The organism is Rhizobium sp. P2_G2, from assembly GCF_056403555.1.
The window spans coordinates 1-20052 of record NZ_JBFUFF010000109.1 but is presented as its reverse complement, the minus strand read 5'-3'; the positions used below and the strand labels follow the sequence as shown (position 1 = coordinate 20052).

General features: G+C 60.4%; 15 protein-coding genes, 1 pseudogene and 1 riboswitch. Of the genes and pseudogenes, 10 read left to right on the top strand and 6 right to left on the bottom strand.

Going from position 1 to position 20052, the window contains the following annotated elements; genetic code table 11:
- The 6 genes and pseudogenes from AC1D06_RS36325 to AC1D06_RS36300 all read right to left on the bottom strand — a co-directional run.
- A pseudogene (locus AC1D06_RS36325) lies at positions 1-669 on the bottom strand (cobaltochelatase subunit CobN); the annotation flags it as partial.
- A gap of 29 nt (positions 670-698) precedes the next feature.
- Positions 699-1748 carry a cobalamin biosynthesis protein CobW gene (cobW, locus tag AC1D06_RS36320; RefSeq protein ID WP_477990534.1) on the bottom strand — a complete coding sequence of 350 codons (1050 nt, stop codon included), beginning with the start codon at positions 1746-1748 and terminating at the stop codon, positions 699-701.
- 4 nt (positions 1749-1752) lie between these two features.
- On the bottom strand, positions 1753-2280 hold the full coding sequence (gene cobU, locus AC1D06_RS36315) for a bifunctional adenosylcobinamide kinase/adenosylcobinamide-phosphate guanylyltransferase (protein WP_477990533.1): 528 nt from the start codon (positions 2278-2280) through the stop codon (positions 1753-1755).
- Positions 2281-2382: 102 nt separating this feature from the next.
- Positions 2383-2753: riboswitch (cobalamin riboswitch) on the bottom strand.
- 55 nt (positions 2754-2808) lie between these two features.
- Complete coding sequence (locus tag AC1D06_RS36310; protein WP_477990532.1) at positions 2809-5391, bottom strand: glycosyltransferase; 2583 nt, start codon at positions 5389-5391, stop codon at positions 2809-2811.
- A gap of 287 nt (positions 5392-5678) precedes the next feature.
- Positions 5679-7331, bottom strand: a complete 1653-nt coding sequence (locus AC1D06_RS36305; protein WP_477990531.1) for a peptidoglycan-binding protein — start codon at positions 7329-7331, stop codon at positions 5679-5681.
- 181 nt (positions 7332-7512) lie between these two features.
- Complete coding sequence (locus AC1D06_RS36300; RefSeq protein ID WP_477878553.1) at positions 7513-8985, bottom strand: cobyric acid synthase; 1473 nt, start codon at positions 8983-8985, stop codon at positions 7513-7515.
- A gap of 178 nt (positions 8986-9163) precedes the next feature.
- Between AC1D06_RS36300 and AC1D06_RS36295 the strand changes: the two genes are divergently transcribed.
- The 10 genes from AC1D06_RS36295 to AC1D06_RS36250 form a co-directional block, all read left to right on the top strand.
- The gene (locus AC1D06_RS36295; protein ID WP_477878552.1) at positions 9164-9640 is read left to right on the top strand and encodes an SRPBCC family protein; all 477 of its coding nucleotides are present in this window, start codon (positions 9164-9166) and stop codon (positions 9638-9640) included.
- Entirely contained in the window at positions 9627-9980 is a 354-nt protein-coding gene (locus tag AC1D06_RS36290; protein WP_477878551.1) for an ArsR/SmtB family transcription factor, read from the top strand. The genes AC1D06_RS36295 and AC1D06_RS36290 overlap by 14 nt, the downstream gene beginning before the upstream one ends.
- Before the next feature lie 939 nt (positions 9981-10919).
- Positions 10920-12512, top strand: coding sequence for an ABC transporter substrate-binding protein (locus AC1D06_RS36285; protein WP_477990530.1), 1593 nt, complete (start codon positions 10920-10922; stop codon positions 12510-12512).
- 124 nt (positions 12513-12636) lie between these two features.
- On the top strand, positions 12637-13587 hold the full coding sequence (locus AC1D06_RS36280; RefSeq protein WP_477990529.1) for an ABC transporter permease: 951 nt from the start codon (positions 12637-12639) through the stop codon (positions 13585-13587).
- Positions 13588-13706: 119 nt separating this feature from the next.
- Positions 13707-14723 (top strand): ABC transporter permease, encoded by a 1017-nt coding sequence (locus tag AC1D06_RS36275; RefSeq protein WP_477990528.1) that lies wholly within the window; start codon positions 13707-13709, stop codon positions 14721-14723.
- 3 nt (positions 14724-14726) lie between these two features.
- Positions 14727-16337, top strand: a complete 1611-nt coding sequence (locus AC1D06_RS36270) for an ABC transporter ATP-binding protein (RefSeq protein WP_477990527.1) — start codon at positions 14727-14729, stop codon at positions 16335-16337.
- Between the two features lie 65 nt (positions 16338-16402).
- Entirely contained in the window at positions 16403-16750 is a 348-nt protein-coding gene (locus AC1D06_RS36265) for an MmcQ/YjbR family DNA-binding protein (protein WP_477990526.1), read from the top strand.
- A 33-nt stretch (positions 16751-16783) separates the two neighbouring features.
- Entirely contained in the window at positions 16784-17770 is a 987-nt protein-coding gene (locus AC1D06_RS36260) for an aldo/keto reductase (protein WP_477990525.1), read from the top strand.
- A gap of 373 nt (positions 17771-18143) precedes the next feature.
- On the top strand, positions 18144-19871 hold the full coding sequence (locus AC1D06_RS36255) for a sensor histidine kinase (RefSeq protein ID WP_477990524.1): 1728 nt from the start codon (positions 18144-18146) through the stop codon (positions 19869-19871).
- An 18-nt stretch (positions 19872-19889) separates the two neighbouring features.
- On the top strand, positions 19890-20052 hold a 163-nt coding region (locus tag AC1D06_RS36250), incomplete at its 3' end, for a response regulator (RefSeq protein ID WP_477990535.1).

Sequence of the window (20052 nt, the reverse complement as noted above, 5' to 3'; positions counted from 1 at the left end):
CCATAGTCCAGACGTCGAGATTGGAGCGGGAGTCCGCCACAGGTCGATCTCCCCCCTTGAGGGGGAGATGTCCGGCAGGACAGAGGGGGGTAACGCCGAGGCATGCCATTCATCGAAACCAATGACACCCCGACCCGGCCACCAGATACCCGCCCTCGCCAGCACCTGCGCACTCTCTGGCCTCTCGCCCGCCGAAATCAGCGTCTCGGCATAGCGAACAAACCGCCCGATATTCTCCGCCCCACCCTCGACCAGATACGCCCAAAGCGCCTCACAATCCGCCCTCGCCGCTGTCGACCACGGCTCGAGCCCGGCATCCGGCCGATCATCACCCGGCAGCACCGCTAACGCAAAACCATGCGCCTGCGCCCCAGCCTTCAAAGCTTCGATCAGATAGGAGAAATAGCTGACACCACCCAGCGCCCGGAGAACCACCAACTTCGCATGCCGCGCCGTCTTGTCGACCCACATATCGATCGACATCGGATGCTTGAGGCTCGCCAGATTGACCAACCGCCATGCAGCCGCGCCCTTGTTGGCCGACGCTGCGACGCTGGCGATCTCGGTATCGGCGGCGGACAGGAAGACGATATCGCCCGGCGACTGGCCGAGATCAAAGGCCTCGTCGCTGTCTGATATCGAACCTTTCTGGGCGAGAAGAAGATGCATTCGCTAAAACCTATTCAATCCAACGCCATTCACCCCAGCGCTTTGATCTCCCGCATGATCGCTTCATCATCCATCTCGTCATGCAAACCGATCACCACCAGCCGTGTGCCGCGCGTCTCCCCCGGCGTCCAGGCGCGGTCGAAATAACTGTCGATGCGCGAACCGACCGCCTGGATCACCAGCCGCATCGGCTTGCCCTTGACCTCGGCAAAGCCCTTGAGGCGCAGGATGTCGTGACGGTCGATGATCGGCTTCAGCTTTTCGATGAAGGCGGCCGGCTCGTCGACAGCACCAAGTTCGACGACAAAGCTTTCGAACTCGTCATGATCATGCGCGTGGCCGTCGCCCTCGTGCTCCAGTTCGTGATGCGATTTGCGGTTGGAAATATCGTTCTCGGTGCCGATGCCCAGGCCCAGCAGGACGGAGGCCGGGATGTCGCCGTGGCGCGATTCGATCATCCGCGGCTTGCGGGCGGTGGCGCCGGTGACGATGGCGCGCACCGATTTCAGGGACGCCTCGTCAAGCAGGTCGGCCTTGTTGAGCACGATGAGGTCGGCGGCGGTCAATTGGTCCTCGAACAGCTCCTCGATCGGGCTTTCGTGGTCGAGCCCGGCATCGTTGACGCGCTGGGCGTCGAGCGCGTCATGATCATCGGCAAAGCGGCCGGCGGCGACGGCGGCACTGTCCACCACGGTCACCACGCCATCGACGGTTACCGCTGTCTTGATACCCGGCCAATTGAAGGCGGCGACCAACGGTTGCGGTAGCGCCAGGCCCGATGTCTCGATGACGATATGGTCGGGCCGGTCCTTGCGTTCAAGCAGCTTTTCCATGGTCGGGATGAAGTCGTCGGCCACGGTGCAGCAGATGCAGCCATTGTTGAGCTCGATAATGTCGTCCTCCGTACAGGCCTCGGCGCCGCAGCCCTTGAGCACGTCGCCATCGACGCCGAGATCGCCGAATTCGTTGATGATCAACGCGATCTTGCGGCCGCCGGCATTCATCAGCATGTTGCGGATCATCGTCGTCTTGCCGGCGCCGAGAAAGCCGGTGATCACCGTGGCGGGTATCTTCTGCATGGTCTTATCCCTTCATCTTCAGCGGCAATCCGGCCGCCACGAAATAGACGTCGCGGGCTTTCGCCGCGATCGATTGGTGCAGCCGGCCGGCATGGTCGCGGAAATCGCGCGCCATGCGATTTTCCGGCACGATGCCAAGCCCGACCTCGTTGGAGACCAGGATCAGCGTGGCTTTCGCTTGCCCCAGATGGTCGGCGAGCGCGGCAAATTCCGGCGCCAGCGCATGCTCCTCCATCATCAGATTGGTGAGCCAGAGCGTAAGGCAGTCGACGAGGACGACATTTCCCGGATGATCGACGGACCGAAGCGTTGCGACAAGGTCTACAGGCACTTCATGCGTCGTCCAGGCGTCGCCGCGCTGCACCTTATGATGTGCGATGCGGTCCGCCATTTCGGCGTCCCAGGCCCGACCAGTGGCGACATAATGGCGCGCAAGCCCGCTCTCGGCGGCCAGCCGCTCTGCAAAAGACGATTTGCCGGAGCGCGCACCGCCCAGGACGAATACGCTGGCAGGAGAAGAAAGAGCGGCCATCACGCGAAAACCGCGAGGCTATTTATACAGCCGCAAAGGCTGCGAACAGGATCGGGCGCCATCACAACCTCCGTGCTGCTGGCCAATAAAAACCGGGCGAGAATGCCCCTTGCTTGTCTGGCAGGTCTCCTGGCTCGCGGTTGCCACGTGGATTTCTCACACGCTATCGACATCCCCTCGCCTTCCCGGAATTTGGGCGCTGCGCAGACCGACGATTCGTAGAAGAAGAGGCGTCCAGTCCGTGTTGCCGTAGCGTCATTCCAGTGGCTTTGAAGCGACCTCTGCCCCATTTCGCGCCTGCGGCACCATGCCGTTTATCCGCGATATCGACGTCGATCACTCCTGGGGATGCCTCGCCGCTCTACAGTCGCGGGGTCGGCCGGGATGACAATGCCCTGATTGGGTCCATTCGTCCCGTTCCCTTTTGATCCCTGGGGCAAAGCCTTTCGGGAACCAAACATCGTCAAGAACTAGGGATTCCGTTGCGACAAGTCAATCGCATCTGCGACATTGTCGGCGGCGGTTTGGTTATGCAGCACCCATCTTGCGGCTCGCCCGGCGGGCTTCATAGAGCGACTTGTATCGGGCATATTCCTCGGCGCGCAGGATATGCCCCGGTCCCCAGGGCTTGGCAGTGCCGGCAAAATGCAGGATGCCGTCATTGCCAGTCGGTTCCTGCGCCGGTACGGCGTTCCAGATCGGATCGAATTCGGCGCGATTGGACCGTGCATACATGTTGAGCGCGTCCTGATCGTTCATGGCGAAATTCTCGACCAGCGGCACGGTCAGGCGCGAGGATTGGTCGTCACGCATCTGCGCCAGGTTCATCAGCGTCACACCGGCGTTGAAAGCCCGGAAATCGAGTCGTCCACAGGCATGCAGATGGCGGCGCAATTGCCAGGCCTTGGCGCTCTTCATCCGGTAAGTGGCGCGCTGCAAGAGGTCGTGACCCGTCCGCCAGGACAAGGGAATGCTGCTCTTGCCTGCCAGAGGCGCATCGCCAAGGTCCATGTCGTAGAGCTTGGCCAGATCGCCCTGGATGACGATATCGACGTCGAGATAGATGATCTTATCGACGTGCCCGAGCAAATCCGGCAGCAGCAAACGGTCGATCGTCGATGCGGTCGTGTGCTTGAGCAGGTTCAGATCGTCGGTATAGTTCACCTTGTCGAAATCGTAGATGGTGAACTGCGCTTCCGGGAAATCAGCGGCCAGATCCTCGAAATAGCTGCGCGCAATACCGCGGGCCAGGACGTGGAAAATGGCCGGCCGCGAGAGATTGCGGACCGCCGACTCAATCGTCACCGGCAGCATGTCGCAAAGATTGGCGTCGAGCGCGAAGGCGCCAATGACAGGATTGCTCCCCTCTGCAACCGGGTTGAGCGTATAGGCATCGGCGCGCAGCGCAGTGACGATAGCTCCGATGTCGAAGGACGGCTCCGGCCAAGCCGGAAAATCCGCGCAATAGGCGTCAGCTGCTGCAAGGTCTGCTTCGCAGATATTGCGCCATTTTTCGTAAACGCGCTCCTCGCTGGCGCCGTTGAAGATCAGCCGCAGGATCAGTTCGATCTTCTCGGCAACATTGCTGCGCATGCGTTCGAAGCGCGGCTTGCCGAGCCGCATCAGGCCTTCGAAGCGCACATCGCCCTTGTTCTTCGGCTTGAAGGTGACATCGAGGCCAATCGAGGTGCAGGGAAGATAGCAATGCAGCCGCGACGTCGCGATCTTCGAATAGCGCCGATAGCCGTTGAGCAGCTTGGTCGCAGCGTCGAGCGCATCGACGAGCTTCATTTCGCGCACACCGTCTTCGGCCTGCGTATAGGGCACGGCGTTGAGACTGGCAAATTCGTCGTCCTTGGTAGAATAATCGACGAGCGCGATCGTATCCTCGCCGGCATGCGGGACGTCATCGGTGAAAATCTGGCCGATCGTGGTGGTGACGCAGCCGGAGAAGAAAGCCTGCACGCCCTTTTCGCGCAACAGATAGACTGTCGTCCAGTCGCGACAACCGATCGGCTGGTATTTCCTCAGATAGTCGATCGCCTTGTCCGACAGCATCTCGCGATTGTTGACGTGGAAGGAGATAAAGATCGGTCGGATGTTATCATGGAACGGAAAATCGAACATCGTCTCGAAGACGGGATGCATGTACCAGCCATAGGCAAACATCCACGTCTTCTCGGGAATCGAATCCCAGGAGGAGAAGTCGCGATTGACTGCGATGGGACGGATCTTCGCCGTCCGTTTCACCAAACGGCCTTCCGGGGCGATCCGCGTCTTCAGTTCTTCCAGCTTGCGGCCGAGTTCGCTGTCGTCATAGCGTACGGACTGGAAGCGCGCGAGATTGGACAGGAAGGCGAGCGTCTGGACATAGTCGCCGATATTGGTCGTCGCATGGTGACGATCGATCATCTTGTAGTCGATGATGCCGAGATTGATCGTCTCGGCCTCGGAAGCCGGCGTGGCGGGATGATCGCGCTCGGGATGGCTTGCGAGATAGTCGCGCGCCCATTCGAGGTCGATGCGTTCCTCCTCCGTCAGTCCCCCGAAAGCGGGATCGATTTTGGCGATCCGTTCGATCAGCGTCGCCAGCAGATCATAGTTCTTCAGCGCCCCGGCGCGCTGGGCGATCAGCCAAAGGTCGGCTTGCTTTAGAGCCTTTGGCTCCGCATCGAGCATCGCGGTGAGCCTAGCCTGCGCGGCCTCCGGCTCTTTCTCCAGCCAGAGGCCGAAAAACGCACCCGATACGACCTGCATGGCATGGTCGCGGCCGGCCTTGTTGAAAAGGTGCCAGGCGAAATCACTATATTCGGTGCCGAGTGCGACGAGAGCCATGCCGAGATGCCCAAGCACCTCCGTCTCCGGCGAGGCCAGCAGGTTCTGAGAAAATGCAGAGGCAAGCCGCCGCTGGCGCGTCTCAAGAAGCTCGCGAATGAACGGGATGGCGTGCGAGGCAAGATCGGGAGCCTTGAGCAGGCTTTCGGCACGTTGCTCAGAGGCGAGCCGCTGCTCCTCGCGGGTCGTCGTCGCTAGGCCTTCGAGACCTTCGGCAGGCGAACCCTGCGATTTCTCGAAATACTTGGAAACGACGTCCTCGACACTATCCTGCACGACCATTCGCCTTCAAACAAGCGCCGTCCGGCAACGGCTATTCCATCGGCAGCGGCGCCTGCGGGCTCCATCCTGCCGAGCATTTGACTGACTTGAGCGATCCTGCGATCGGACATGCCATGTCTCGCCGACGCCGCGCTTATCGTCAAAAAGTGGGCAATAGGCAAGCCGCTTTGTCCATGAAGGACTGCAGACGTGGCGGGGAAACATTCAATCCTGTGCCGATATCAATAGCAAAACGGGCCGTCGAAACGGCCCGTCGCGAGACTTGCGAACGCGGCTTTGACTCAGCAGAAGCGTCGCCTGCGGCAGATGACCACCTTGTTACGCTTGAACTTGTGGCGTCCGATCACCACCGCGCCGAGGACACCCGCGGCAATCGCAGCGTCGACGCCGGGATGCCGTTCTTCGACGATGATTTTCTCGCGGCGCGGCCGGACGACGACGGGTTGCTCGGCCACATCGGGATGAGCGGCGACCCATTGGGCGTAGGAGACCTTGGATTGGATGCGGATCTGGGCGATCTGGTCACCGGAGAGATAGCCGCTCACCGGCGCGTTGTTGTCCTGCTGCCATGCGCTGATGGCATTGCGGGTGTTCGGGCCATAGGCGCCATCGGTTCCCATCGTGTCATAGCCGAGCGCGGTCAGCCGGCCCTGCATCTCGTGACGCGTTTCGCGCGTCGACAGATAGGTGTCCTCGGTTTCCGGTGTTCCCTCGGTATAGTGCACCTGCTGCCTGCGCACGGTGTTCTGGCCCATATCGGTATTCTGCGACTTGTTGTCCATCTGGTTATCGGCCGTCTGGTTCTGGTCGTCGCTCTGCTGATCGTTCTGGGTCTGGTCCGTCTGGGTCTGGTCGTCGGCCTGGTTCTGATCGTCGGTCTTCGCCTGGTCGTTCTGATCGTCCGCCTGGTTTTGATCGTTGGCCTGGTTTTGATCGTCAGCTTGGTTTTGATCCTGAGCCTGATTCTGATCATCGGCCTGGTTCTGGTCGTCTGCCGTCTGGTTGTTCTTCAGCTTGGCCGTCTGTTCAGTCTTGCTGTCGTCACCCTCGTCGATATTGCTGGCCGGCTGTTCGGCAGCGGTGAGTTGCACGATGCGGGCCTGGGCGATCGCGGCGAACTTGCCCTTGGGGAAGGCCTTCAGATAGGCCTCATATTCCGGGATCGTATTGCCGTCGGAGGCGGCCTTCCAGACCGCATATTCCTGTTCCCATTCGCTGGACGGGGCCTTGGCCTGATCGTTCGGCTTGCTCAAGTCCTTGATCTTGGTCTGGCTGTCGTCCTGCGCCGTCTGAGTATCGGCGGCCGGCTGCTGCTGGTCAGCCTTCGCCTGCGTCTGATCTTCCGCAGGGGTCGTGGTCTTGGCGACGACGACCTTGGTCTCGGCGGGCGTCTTGGTCTCAGTGGGCGTTTTGGCGGCAGCGACCAGCGCATCGAGGCGGCTCTTCGCCACCTTGGCGAACTTGCCTTTCGGGAAAGCCTTCAGATATTTTTCGTAATCGGCCTGCGTGCCGGTCTTGGAGACCTGTTTCCACATCGCCAGGTCTTTTTGCTTGTCGGCTTCGCTCTCGGTCGCAGCCGTGTCTGCCGAGCGCGTCACCGTCGTGGTCGCATCGGCCGTCTGGGTCGTCTTCTCGACAACCTTGGTCGTGTTGGCGGTTTTGGTGCCGTTGAGCTCGTCGATGCGGGTCTTGGCGACGCTGGCGAACTTGCCGGTCGGGTAGATCTTCAGATAGGCCTGATAGTCGCCGACCGTATTGCCCTTTGAAGCTGTGCGCCAGGCCTGGAACTCCTGCTGCCAGCCGGAGTCGCCGGGGGCCTGGGCAGCAGGCGCGGACTGGGCATGCGCAATGCCGATGCCGACCATCGGCGTGACGGACATGGAAAGGCTGACAGCTGATGCCATCAGCAGCCTGAAATGTTTGGAAAGCGTCATGAATTTTCCCCCGATTTCACCTGAAATGATCATTCCGGCGCTGTCTTTCCTCTGGCGCGACAATAGCCGAATTGACCGGGGAAAGCAAAGATGCTTCCCCTCGTTCCAGTTGAGTGACGCAATTCATCTTCGGTTTATTCTACGGCAATGAAGTTTTTTTGCGCTTCAGGCAGGGCAATCCTCAGGCAGACTGCAGCCGCCGCTGAAGAAGCGCTTCGAGCCAATCCCGGTCCAGCACCTGCGCGAGTTCCTGGGCGACTGCATCGAGCGCCTGGTCGACCTCGGCACGATAGTTGCGTGATCCGCCCTCAATGCCGAAATCGGCCAGGAGCCTGGCTCGGAAACCGTCATTGTCGAAGATGCGATGCAGATAGGTTCCTGCCACCCGCCCATCCGCCGACATAGCGCCGTCGGGTTCACCCTCGATTGCGACATAGGGACGTGTGCGATCCGGCCCGGATGTTTCGCCGAGATGGATCTGGTAACCGGTGAGCGGCACATCGTAGGCAAGCGAATGGGCACCGCTGTTGGCCACCGTCTTTTCCGGCGCCATCACTGTCTCAACGTCGAGAAGGCCAAGGCCCTCGATCTCTTTTTGCTCGCCTTCGAGCCCGAGCGGATCGAGAATACGGCTGCCGAGCATCTGGTAGCCGCCGCAAATGCCGAGCACCCGGCCCCCGCGCCTGACATGGGCGATGATCTCTTTGTCCCAGCCATTGTCGCGCAAGGCGTTGAGATCGCCGATCGTCGATTTCGAGCCCGGCAGCACGATCAATCCCGCATCGGCAGGCATTGCCTCGCCGGGCCGGACGAAGGTCAGGTCCACCGCCTCTTCAGCGCGAAGTGCATCGAAATCGTCGAAATTGGCGATTCTGGGCGTTACCGGCACGGCGATCCTGAGCGGCTTGGCCTCGCCTTTCGCCAACCGTTCAAGCGTCACCGAATCCTCAGCCGGCAGCCGTCCGGCCGCTTTCAGCCAGGGAACGACGCCGAAGCATGGCCATCCGGTAAACCCCTCAATCGCCCTTATGCCGTCATCGAACAGGCTGACATCGCCGCGGAACTTGTTGATCAGATAGCCGGTTACCATGTCCCGGTCCTCCGGCGGCAGGATCACATGCGTGCCGACGATCGAGGCGATGACCCCGCCCCGATCGATGTCGCCCACCAGCACCACCGGCACATCGGCCGCGCGCGCAAAACCCATATTGGCAATGTCGCCGCGGCGAAGGTTGATCTCGGCCGGCGAGCCCGCCCCCTCGACGATGACGAGATCGGCGTCTGCCGAGATCAAAGCAAAGCTTTCCAGTACCTTTTCAAGCAGCGCCGGTTTCATGCCCTGATAGTCGCGCGCCCTGGCCTGGCCATAGACCCTGCCCTGGACGACGATCTGGCTGCCATTGTCGCTCTGCGGCTTCAGCAGCACCGGGTTCATATGCACGGAAGAGGGCGTGCGGGCTGCAAGCGCCTGCAACCATTGCGCCCGGCCGATCTCGCCGCCATCATCGCTGACCGCGGCATTGTTGGACATGTTCTGCGGCTTGAACGGCCGGACCTTCAGGCCATGATTGGCCGCAAGCCGGCAGAGACCGGCGACCAGCACGGTCTTGCCGACATCCGAGCCCGTTCCCTGCAGCATGATCGTGCGCGCCATATCCAACTCCTTCTGTCACCCTCCGCATGCCACCGCACGGCATTCGGCGCAAGAAACCATTCCGCCGATTTCCGACGCAAAGAGAAACAGCAACGTTTTGGTTGCCATTTGCGTTTCACTATGGGATGGAAAAGCAACTTCTTGGTTGCCATTTAATCCATTCAGCAAGGAGACCATCATGTCCGAGACGATAGAAAACGCAGCCGCCACACCCGACACCATCATCCAGAGCATCGAGATCAACGCACCGGTCGCGCGCGTCTGGCGCGCACTGACCGACCACCGCGAATTCGGCGAATGGTTCCGCGTCAAGCTGGAAGCGCCGTTCGAACCGGGCAAGGAGTCGCGCGGCAACATCACCCATCCCGGTTATGAGCATGTCGTCTGGAAGGCTACGGTCAAGCAAATGCGCGAGCCCGACCTGTTCTCGTTCACCTGGATACCCTATGCGGTCGACCCGAATGTCGATTATTCGCATGAGGACCCGACACTGGTGGAATTCCGCTTGCACCCGACCGCGTCCGGCACGAAACTGACGGTCATCGAATCCGGCTTCGTCAAGGTCCCGGCCCATCGTCGGGCGGAAGCTTTCCGGATGAACAATATGGGCTGGGCGGCGCAGGTGCAGAACATAAAAAGCCATGTCGAATCCTGAACAACATTCCGCCGTTCTGGGCGCCGCACCGATCTTCGCGGCGCTGGGAGACCGCACGCGCCTGTCGCTTTTGAAGAAACTCTGCACCGGCGGGCGCCAGTCGATCGTCCGACTCTCGATCGACACCAACCTGACCCGCCAGGCCGTGACCAAACATCTCCGCGTGCTCGAAGACGCAGGCCTCGTTTGCGTGAGCCGCATCGGGCGCGAAAGCCAATATGTCTTCCAGCCCGAACCGATCGCCGTCGCCAAGACCTATCTCGACGACGTCTCGCGGCAATGGGGCGACGCGCTGGAGCGGCTGAAGATCTTCATAGAACAGCAGCCCGACGCAATGTGATACGCATCACCATGCTACGACATGTCCTAAAACGACGAAAAACCGTGCCGCCCCCTCTCGGGCCAAAGCACGGTTCGCCGCATATATCTGATTTGCCGGACAATACGCGTCTGGCAAATGTCTCCGGTACGCACTACCTGATCCGGAGAACAGCGGGGCTGATCGCCGGCTGCGACTTCACCATTAGCCGGACATCGTTACCGGGCGGTTATTAAGAGTTTAAACAATGGTGAATTCGTACTTTTTTCCGGAAAAATAAAAATATTTGCATCCTGCCTGCGACGACGCATGTGAGACACAAAACGTCTCGGTGAAAACGTTGATGCGACAGGTTGTTTGAAACACCCGCCAAAATAACAACCAATACCATCAGGCACCCGAGGCGCCGCTACCTTTGGTACGTATTTTTTGAGCCTTCACCCGAGCCAAGTCGAAGTTTTGCCCAGCATATTAGCAAATGCTCCTATGAAGGCAGTTGATTTCTTTGCTCAAACCCGTACATTCAAATTGTGCAAGGACGAAGACAGCCGATTGCGACAGATTTCCGCTTTCGGATGGACAATAAAAATCACCTTGTCACGGGAACTTTGTCTTCCGCTGCCAGACCCCGGACCCGGCTAGAACGGCAACCAGGGCGGTAAGGCGGATGGTTGGACGGACGGCGCGGAACGCCGGTCTGTCCTGAATTGGGAGAATTGGCTCTGCATGCAATCCAGGCATAAACAAAACAGCCTTGCCCGCAATGCGGGCGTGATTGCCATCCCATTTCCTGAACCCCTTCCGGCGAGATGACAGCAGCATCTGGCCGATTTCGGCCGTCGCAATGCTGTTACCTTCCGGACGCCGACACGGGTTCGGGAAAGTGAAACCTTCCGATTGCGCCTCCTGGGGAGGGAGCCCAACGATCGGAATTATCGAAGATAAACAAGGGAGACTGCCATGAATGAATTCGAACACAAACTGAAGCTCGCCGAGGAGATGGCCCGCAAGGGGCATCTGTCGCGCCGCGACTTCATGCAACTCGCTATGGCGGCAGGCATCGCGATCCCGATGGCATCCACCATGTTCTCGAAGGTCCAGGCCGCCGAACCCAAGAAGGGCGGCACGCTGCGTATCGGCATGGAGGGCGGTTCGGCCTCTGACTCGCTCGACCCGCGCACCTACGCTGACTCGATCATGATCGCCGCATCGCTCGCCATCATGAACGGCCTGGTCGAATTCGATCAGGACGGCAATCCGACCGGCGAACTGTTCGAGAGCTGGGATGTTCAGCCGGGCGCGCAGGACTGGGTGTTCAATGTCCGCCAGGGCATCAAGTTCTCCAACGGCAAGACGCTGGACGCCGACGACATCATCTATTCGATCGGGCTGCATCGTGGCGAAACCAAGTCGCCGGCAAAGGGCATCCTCGAGCCGATCGTCGAAATGAAGGCGCTGTCGCCGAAGCAGGTCGCCTTCACGCTGTCTTCAGGCAATGCCGACTTCCCGGCCATTCTCGGTGACTACCATCTGGTCGTCGTTCCGAAGGACCACACCGACTGGGACAACCCGATCGGCACCGGCGCCTTTACGCTCGAAAGCTTCGAGCCGGGCGTGCGCATCGCGCTCAAGAACCGCGGCGACTTCTGGAAGCCTGGCCGCGGCAATTTCGACAAGGTCGAAATCCGCTACATCCAGGATCCGGCCGCCCGCACCGCGGCCCTTCAGTCCGGCGAAGTGGACGCCGTCAACCGTCTGGATGCTCGCACGGTCGACCTTCTGATGAAGGACCCGAACCTCGCGATCGTTCGCACCAAGGGCACCGGCAACCGCTTCTGCTTCGTCTCGCGCGTCACCTCGGATCCCTATAAGAACAAGGATCTTCGCCTTGCTCTGAAATGGGGCATCGACCGCGAGAAGATCATCAAGCAGGTTTATGCCGGCTACGCCATTCCGGGCAACGACCATACGCTTGACCCGCTCAACCCCTACTACAACACCACGATGCCGCAGCGCACCTACGATCCGGATAAGGCAGCGTTCCACTTCAAGAAAGCCGGCCTCTCCAACGCGACGATCGAACTCAAGACGTCGGAAGGCGCCTGGGGCTCGGCAGTGGATTGCGCCCAGATTTACCAGGAATCGCTGAAGAAGGCTGGCATCGACCTGACGGTGACCAAAGTTTCCGGCGACGGTTACTGGGACAACGTCTGGCTCAAGGTTCCGTTCTGCGCTGTTTACTGGGGCCGCCGCCTGACCGCCGACCAGACCTTCACGCAGGAATTCGGCGGCAAGTCGGACTGGAACGACAGCGATTGGCGCGTTCCGGCATTCGACGACCTGCTCACGCAGGCCCGCGTCGAGCTCGACGAGGACAAGCGCAAGCAGCTCTACGGCAAGTGCCAGGAAATGATCTCCGAAGACGGCGGTCAGATCTGCTTTGCCATCACCGACTATCTCGACGGCTATTCGCCGAAGGTGCAGGGCGTACAGCCGCACCCGCGCTACGATCTTGCCGACCAGCGCCTGGCTGAAAAGGGCTGGTTCTCGTAAGTTCATGACTAGGCAGGCCGGGCAAGCCCGGCCTGCCTCTGCCATCGCAGCCGGCCTCGCGGGGGATCGGACAGAGGCCGGCGATAGGCTCTTGCCCATAAAGACAAATAAAGGGGGCAGCTGAATGCTTCGTCTATTAGGCATCAGAATCATTCTTGGCATCGCGACACTGTTCGCCGTCAGCGTCTTGATCTTCGGGGCGACCGAAGTTCTTCCAGGCGACGTCGCAAGCGCCGTGCTCGGCCAGGGCGCGACGCCGGATACGCTCAAAGAATTTCGCCATGAACTCGGCCTCGATCAACCAGCCTACGTTCGCTACGGAAAGTGGCTGGGCGGCGTGGTGCAGGGTGATTTCGGCAAAGCGATGACCAATAAGCGCGACGTCATCAAGACGCTGTGGCCACGCTTCAAAGCCACCCTGTTCCTGGCTGGCTTCGCCGCGTGCATCGCGGTACCGCTGGCGGTTGGGCTTGGTATCCTCGCAGCGATCAACGAAGGCAAATGGCCGGATAAGCTGGCCAACATCTTGTCTCTCGCGGCCATCTCTGTGCCTGAATTCTTCATCGCCTACTTGTTGATCTTGTTCCTGGCAGTCAAGGTCCATTGGTTCAAATCGCTAGCGTACATCGATCCCGACATGTCCTTGGGCGAGAGCCTCTACGCTGCCGCCCTCCCGGCTTTCGCGCTCACGCTTCTGGTGACCGCCCACATGCTGCGCATGACCCGCTCGTCGGTTCTGTCGATCATGTCGCAGCCCTATATCGAAATGGCTTTCCTCAAGGGCCTGCCCCGCGCGCGTGTCATCGTCCGCCATGCGCTCCCCAATGCGGCGGCGCCGATCATCGCCGTCGTGGCGCTCAATCTTGCCTACCTCATCGTCGGCGTCGTCGTCATCGAGGTCGTGTTCGTCTATCCCGGCGTCGGGCAATATATGGTCGACGGCGTCTCCAAACGCGACCTGCCGGTGGTGCAGGCCTGCGGCCTGGTCTTTGCCGGCACGTTCATCATTCTCAACACGACCGCGGACTTGTTGAGCATTCTCGTCAATCCGCGCCTGCGCAAACCGAAGGCGTGAGACATGAGAAGAGAAGTGTCGCTTCAGCCAGCCGCAGCTAAAAACAAACGAACGACCTCACGAAGTGATCGGCAGTGCAACTGCCGGACAATTGAGGGCTTTGTGCAGGGGAATTTGAGATGACCTGGTTCGTCATTTTCGTAGACGCTATTTTCTTCGTTTTCGTCTTCGGCACGATTGGTGCCTCCATGGCGCGCACGCGGGGCCTCGACCCGGTATTTTGGGGCTTCCTTTCCGCCGTCCTGCCATTGCAGGCGCTGCTGGCGCTGAAGGTGTGGGGTCCCCAACCGAATGCGCTGTCTGCATCGTCGTCCCGCTACAGGCCGACATTTTCGGCTTGGGTCGGCATCATCATCGTATCGCTCCTGATCCTGATTGCGCTGCATGCGCAGTGGATCGCACCCTATGATGAAGCCGAAACCATTGGCGACACATGGGCGCCGAGTTCCTCTCACGCATGGCTCGGCACCGACAATATCGGCCGCGACATGCTAAGCCGCTTGATATTCGGCGCGCAGATAACCATCGGCGTGGCGCTCTCGACCACGGTCCTCTCCTTCCTGATCGGCACCATAGCGGGCCTGTTCGCCTCGATCGGCGGGCCGGTCTTCGACCAGCTCCTGTCGCGCATCGCCGATATCATGCTGTCGATTCCGCAGCTGGTCTTCGCCCTGATCGTGCTGTCGATGTTCGGCTCGTCGATCCCGACGCTGGTGCTCACCATCGCCATCATCGACAGCCCCCGCGTCTTCCGCCTCGCCCGCGCCGTGTCGATGAACATTGCCGTACTTGAATATGTCGAAGCCGCAAGGCTGCGTGGCGAAGGCAATTGGTGGATCATGCGCCGGGAAGTCCTGCCGAACGCACTGCCGCCGATGATCTCGGAATTCGGCCTGCGCTTCTGCTTCAACTTCCTGTTCGTTGCCGGCCTTTCGTTCCTCGGGCTCGGCATCCAGCCACCGTATGCCGACTGGGGCGGGATGGTGCGCGACAACGGCAAGGCCATTTCCTTCGGCCTGCCGGCGCCGCTCTGGCCCGCCATGGCGATCGCGCTGATGACCGTCGGTGTCAATCTGGTGGTCGACTGGATCCTGTCCATCAATGCCCGTCCGTCGGGCGCCTCGGCGGAGATGTAAGCCATGACCCAACCGGTTCTCAAGCTCACCAAGCTCCGCGTCGAATCCGTCAATGGCAACGTTCTCGTCGACAATGTCTCGCTGGAACTGCAGCGCGGCGAAGTCGTCGGCCTGATCGGCGAATCCGGTGCCGGCAAGTCGACCATCGGCCTGTCCTCCATGGTCTATGCCCGCGCCGGCTGCCGCATCACCGGCGGCAAGATCGAGATCGACGGCGTCTCCGTCCGCGATCTCTCTTACGAAGGCCGCCGCGACATGCGCGGCCAGCGCATCGCCTATATCGCCCAGTCGGCGGCAGCGTCGTTCAACCCGGCCCATACAATCATGGATCAGGTCTGCGAAATGCCGATCCAGCACGGACTGATGAAGAAGGAGGAGGCGCAGAAAAACGCCGTCGAACTCTTCCGTTCGCTCGGCCTGCCCAATCCCGATACGTTCGGCAACCGCTATCCGCATCAGGTGTCCGGCGGCCAGCTGCAGCGCGCGATGACAGCGATGGCGATCTCCTGCAAGCCCGACATCCTGGTCTTCGACGAGCCGACCACTGCGCTCGACGTCACCACCCAGATCGAAGTGCTGGCGCTGGTGAAGAAGCTGATCAAGGAGCTCAACACCGCTGCCCTCTACATCACCCATGACCTCGCGGTCGTGGCGCAGGTGACCGACCGCATCATGGTGTTGCGCGGCGGCAAGATGATCGAGCTCGACACGACCGAGAACATTCTCAATCACCCGCAGAATCCCTATACCCAGGCGCTGGTTTCCGAACGCAAGGCGGCCGATCATTTCGACGAGCACATCGAGGAGCCGCAACGCGGGCCGACAATGCTCAAGGTCGACAATGTCGTCGGCAAATACGGCGATTTCACTGTGCTCAAGAATGTCTCGATCGACGTGTCGAGAGGCGAGACGGTTGCCGTGGTGGGCGAATCCGGCTCCGGCAAAAGCTCGCTGGCCCGCCTGATCGTCGGCCTGCTGCCGCGCACATCGGGCTCGGTGACCTTCGAGGGCAAGGAACTGACCGCGACGACCAAGGCGCGCAGCAAGGATGATCTGCGACGCATCCAGCTGATCTACCAGCTGCCGGACGTGGCGCTCAATCCGCGCCAGACGATCGGCGAGATCATCGGCCGGCCCTACCAGTTCTATTACGGTAAAACGGCTTCGGAAACCAAGACGCGCGTCGCCGAGTTGCTGACCCAGGTCGGCCTGCCGGTCGACTATGCCGGACGCCTGTCGACGGCGCTGTCGGGCGGCCAGAAGCAGCGTATCTGCATCGCCCGTGCACTGGCGGCCGATCCGGAACTGATCATTTGCGACGAACCGACCTCGGCGCTCGACCAGCTGGTCGCCGAAGAAATCCTGAAGCTGTTGAAGCGGCTGCAAGATGATCTGGGGCTGAGCTATCTGTTCATTACCCACGATCTCGGCATCGTCCGCCGCATCGCGCACCGCACCGCCGTCATGCTGCGCGGCGAGGTGGTGACAGAGGGCCCGACCAGGCAGATCTTCTCGCCGCCTTTCCATCCCTATACCGAGAAGCTGATCTCTTCGGTCCCGGAAATGCGCACCGACTGGCTGACCGACGTGCTGGCGAAGCGCAAGGTGGTCTGAAGCCGGTTGAATTTGCCCCGAAAGCCGCCCATTGTGGCGGCTTTCGTGTTTGTGGGATGGCCGACATGACCTTCGATGAATTAAGCGCCCTCCTCCTCTCCTGGGACCTTGTCGAGCCCAGCACGCATTACGGCACGCCATCCTTCAAGGTCCGAGGCAAGATGCTCACCCGCCTCAAGGAAGACGGCGATTCGATCGTCATCAAGGGCGTGCCGGCGGAGGAGCGCGCCATGCTCTGCGATGCCGATCCCGAGCTCTACTATTTCACCGATCACTACAAGAATTATCCGATGTTGCTGATGCGCCTGTCGCGCACCGATCCGGAAACCGTGACAGCGATGCTGATGCGCACCTACCGCGAACTGCTGCCCAAAAAATATGGTCATACCATTGACTCTCCCCGCCGCCGCTGAAAAATGCCGCGCGAACCCGCAAGGAGAGAGACGATGAAATCGAGACAATTCAGCCGCACCCCCTGGTCCGTATCGGAAATCGGCTTTGGCGCCTGGGCCATTGGCGGCGCCTGGGGCGACGTGTCGGAAGCGGACGCCAAAGGCGCGCTCAATGCTGCGCTGGACGCCGGCATGACCTTCATCGACACCGCCGACGTCTATGGTGACGGTCGCTCCGAGCGCATCATCCGCGATGTCCTCAAAGAGCGCGGCGGCACGCGTCCGATGGTCGCCACCAAGGCCGGCCGCCGCCTGCCCAAGCAGGTTCCGGAAGGCTATAGCCGCGAAAATCTCGAAGGCTGGATCGACCGCTCGCTCACCAATCTCGGCGTCGACACGCTCGACCTGGTGCAGCTCCACTGCCCGGCCCGCGAAGTGCTCTACATGCCGGAAGTCTTCGGCATCCTCGACGACCTGACCGCCAAGGGCAAGATCCGCTACTACGGCGTCTCCGTTGAAAAGGTCGAGGATGGCCTGAAGGCCATCGAATATCCCGGCGTCGTCTCGATCCAGATCATCTACAACATCTTTCGCCAGCGCCCGAACCAGCTGTTCTTCCCCCAGGCGAAGGAAAAGAACGTCGCCGTCATCGTCCGCGTGCCGCTCTCCTCGGGCATGCTGACCGGCAAGATGACGGCGCAAAGCCAGTTCGCCGCCGACGACCATCGCCTGTTCAACCGCAACGGCGAAGCCTTCGACATGGGCGAAACATTTTCGGGCGTGCCCTATGAAGTCGGCCTCGAAGCCGTCGAAGAACTACGTCCGCTGGTGCCGGGCGGCGCCACGATGGCCCAATTCGCCCTCAAATGGATCCTGATGCAGGACGCCGTCACCGTCGTCATCCCCGGCGCCAAGAACAAGAAGCAGGCCGAGGACAATGCTGCGGCATCCGCCATGCCGGCGCTGTCGGCCGAGGTGATGGCGGCGGCGAAGAAGGTGTACGACGACAAGATCGCCAAATACGTCCATCAGCGCTGGTAGCAATACCCGCGTCGCTGATTGACGAATTTGACATCGGAACGGGCTCGGCTTGAGAGCCTGTTCAGTTGCGATCATCCCTCCCTCACCGAGCGAAGCCAGGCACTCGCTGCACTCATACGGCCTTACCGGTGAGGGATCAACGTTCGCGCTCCATCTTTCGGTGCAATGAATCCTGGAGAAATCCGACGCGGGACAATTCAGGCATAGCCAGATTTTTCCGTCAAACGCCGCTCGCTTCACGACGGCCGTGGTTCATGAACGGTTATGCCGGACAGGCAATTTTCCCATTGTGTGCCAGCCAAATCTCACGCCAAAGTTTTAGAACTTGTGAATAGTTTCTGCCTTACCTTTGCGGCAACCGGAAGGATTGCCGATGTTGAACCGAGACGCGCGCCTGACATCGCAAATCACGATCACACTGATGGTGATGTCGGGTATCGCTGCAGCACTGATCGCCGGCTTTTCCTGGCTGGCCTCCACGCAGATCGATCGGCTGGCCCTGGGCAGGCAAAGCGACATCGTCTCGCATGCGATCAAGGAGCGGATCGTCGCAGTGGCGAAGGAGCAGGAGAGCATCGCCATAGGAGACGATACGGTCGCCTATACCAGAGCGGGCAATCAGCAGTGGATGGCTACCGCGATCGGGGCATGGCTGCACTCCTATTTCGGCCACGACCTTGGCCTTGTCCTGAACGATCAGAACGAAATCATCTTTTCGGCGCGCGAAGGCAGGCCCGCCCCTCCCCCCATTCTTGCGGCCGACCGGTCGAGGATTGATGCGATCGCCGCTGAGGTTCGCCGTCACCTCGTGGAGACCGACGGAACAACCGGGCAATCCGCATCGCTGCGCGAAATTTCCGTGACGAAAGTCGCGCCGATCGAGGGCAGGCCCGCTATTGTCAGTGCTCGTCCTATACTTCCAAGCACGACGGGCATTACGGTCCGCGCAAGTGCCGCATTTCTGCAGGTCGCCGTCAAATTTCTGGACGGAGATATTCTTGCCGCTGTTGGCGAAGATGCCCGCGTCAAAGCCATACGATATATTCCCGAAAAGGCCGGCAGGCCCGAAGCGGCAGTTCCGATCATCGGGCTGGAAGGCAATATCCTCGGCTATGTCACCTGGGACACGATCAAGCCCGGCTTGATGCTGATGGAGAAGATCGCCCCCGGCGCTCTGCTTGGATTTGCGATCGCAGCCAGCGCTGTCATCTATCTCGGCCTCGGTCTACGCAGGGCGTCGCGTGCGCTCGTGCACTCCCGGATCGAGCTTCTGGCGCATCGCAACGAATTGGAAGAGACGGTGAAACAACGCACCGCGGAAATTGAGCGGCAGAAGGCCGAACTCGACCGGATGCTGCAGCAGGAAAGGCACGTCAACGCTCTACAACGCCAGTTCGTATCGATGGCATCCCACGAATTCCGAACGCCGCTTGCCGTGATCGATGCAGCGGCACAGAGGTTGATGCGGCAGAAGGAAGTGCCGACCACCAGCTATATTGCTGAGAAAGCCAGCCTGATCCGACAATCCGTCGCCCGCATGGTCGATCTGATGGAGAGCATTCTTTCTGCCGGTCGCCTGACCGACGGAATAGATGGGATTCATGTCACGGATGTCGACTTGGCCGAGCTTGTAGAGAAAGTCTGCAAGCGCCAGACCGAAATCGGCAAGACGCACAAATTCCACATCGATATGGCTCTCCGGCCCCTGTCGGCAAGGGCTGATCCCTCCGCACTCGAGCAAGTGTTCACCAATCTGGTCTCGAATGCCATCAAATATGCGCCGACCGCACCCGACATCTTCATCAAGGGCTGGGTGGGAGACGGAATGATTCATGTCTCCTTCCGCGACCAAGGTATTGGCATGGATACGGACGATATCCCCAAACTCTTCCAGCCTTATTTCCGGGCGAGAAGCTCCACCGGCATCGCGGGCACAGGAATAGGCCTGAACCTCGCCAAGCAGGTCATCGATCTGCATCACGGTTCGATAAACGTCGCAAGCGTGTTGGGTCGCGGCACGACCTTTACCGTTTCCCTCCCCGCCGGTGCGCAAGATCCGGAGGCCTCGCGGACGACCTTACGCCCGATCCACGCGGCATAGGAAAACAAGGACTGATCCATGACAACCATTTTGTGCATCGAAGACGAAAGCGATATCCGGCAGCTGATTGCCGAAGAGCTTTCCGACATCGGGTTCGGCGTATTGGAGGCAGGCAATGGCCGCCAAGGTCTGGAAATCCTGCTTGAGAAACGCCCCGATATGGTCATTTGCGATATTTCCA

What these genes read in the sequence shown, in the direction of transcription:
- AC1D06_RS36260 (WP_477990525.1), top strand. Translation starts at nt 16,784, where the DNA reads ATGAAATCGAGACAATTCAGCCGCACCCCCTGGTCCGTATCGGAAATC.
- AC1D06_RS36300 (WP_477878553.1), bottom strand. Translation starts at nt 8,985, where the DNA reads ATGGCGCGCACGATCATGCTGCAGGGAACGGGCTCGGATGTCGGCAAG.
- AC1D06_RS36270 (WP_477990527.1), top strand. Translation starts at nt 14,727, where the DNA reads ATGACCCAACCGGTTCTCAAGCTCACCAAGCTCCGCGTCGAATCCGTC.
- AC1D06_RS36290 (WP_477878551.1), top strand. Translation starts at nt 9,627, where the DNA reads ATGTCGAATCCTGAACAACATTCCGCCGTTCTGGGCGCCGCACCGATC.
- AC1D06_RS36265 (WP_477990526.1), top strand. Translation starts at nt 16,403, where the DNA reads ATGACCTTCGATGAATTAAGCGCCCTCCTCCTCTCCTGGGACCTTGTC.
- AC1D06_RS36275 (WP_477990528.1), top strand. Translation starts at nt 13,707, where the DNA reads ATGACCTGGTTCGTCATTTTCGTAGACGCTATTTTCTTCGTTTTCGTC.
- AC1D06_RS36295 (WP_477878552.1), top strand. Translation starts at nt 9,164, where the DNA reads ATGTCCGAGACGATAGAAAACGCAGCCGCCACACCCGACACCATCATC.
- cobU (WP_477990533.1), bottom strand. Translation starts at nt 2,280, where the DNA reads ATGGCCGCTCTTTCTTCTCCTGCCAGCGTATTCGTCCTGGGCGGTGCG.
- AC1D06_RS36285 (WP_477990530.1), top strand. Translation starts at nt 10,920, where the DNA reads ATGAATGAATTCGAACACAAACTGAAGCTCGCCGAGGAGATGGCCCGC.
- AC1D06_RS36255 (WP_477990524.1), top strand. Translation starts at nt 18,144, where the DNA reads ATGTTGAACCGAGACGCGCGCCTGACATCGCAAATCACGATCACACTG.
- AC1D06_RS36305 (WP_477990531.1), bottom strand. Translation starts at nt 7,331, where the DNA reads ATGACGCTTTCCAAACATTTCAGGCTGCTGATGGCATCAGCTGTCAGC.
- AC1D06_RS36280 (WP_477990529.1), top strand. Translation starts at nt 12,637, where the DNA reads ATGCTTCGTCTATTAGGCATCAGAATCATTCTTGGCATCGCGACACTG.
- cobW (WP_477990534.1), bottom strand. Translation starts at nt 1,748, where the DNA reads ATGCAGAAGATACCCGCCACGGTGATCACCGGCTTTCTCGGCGCCGGC.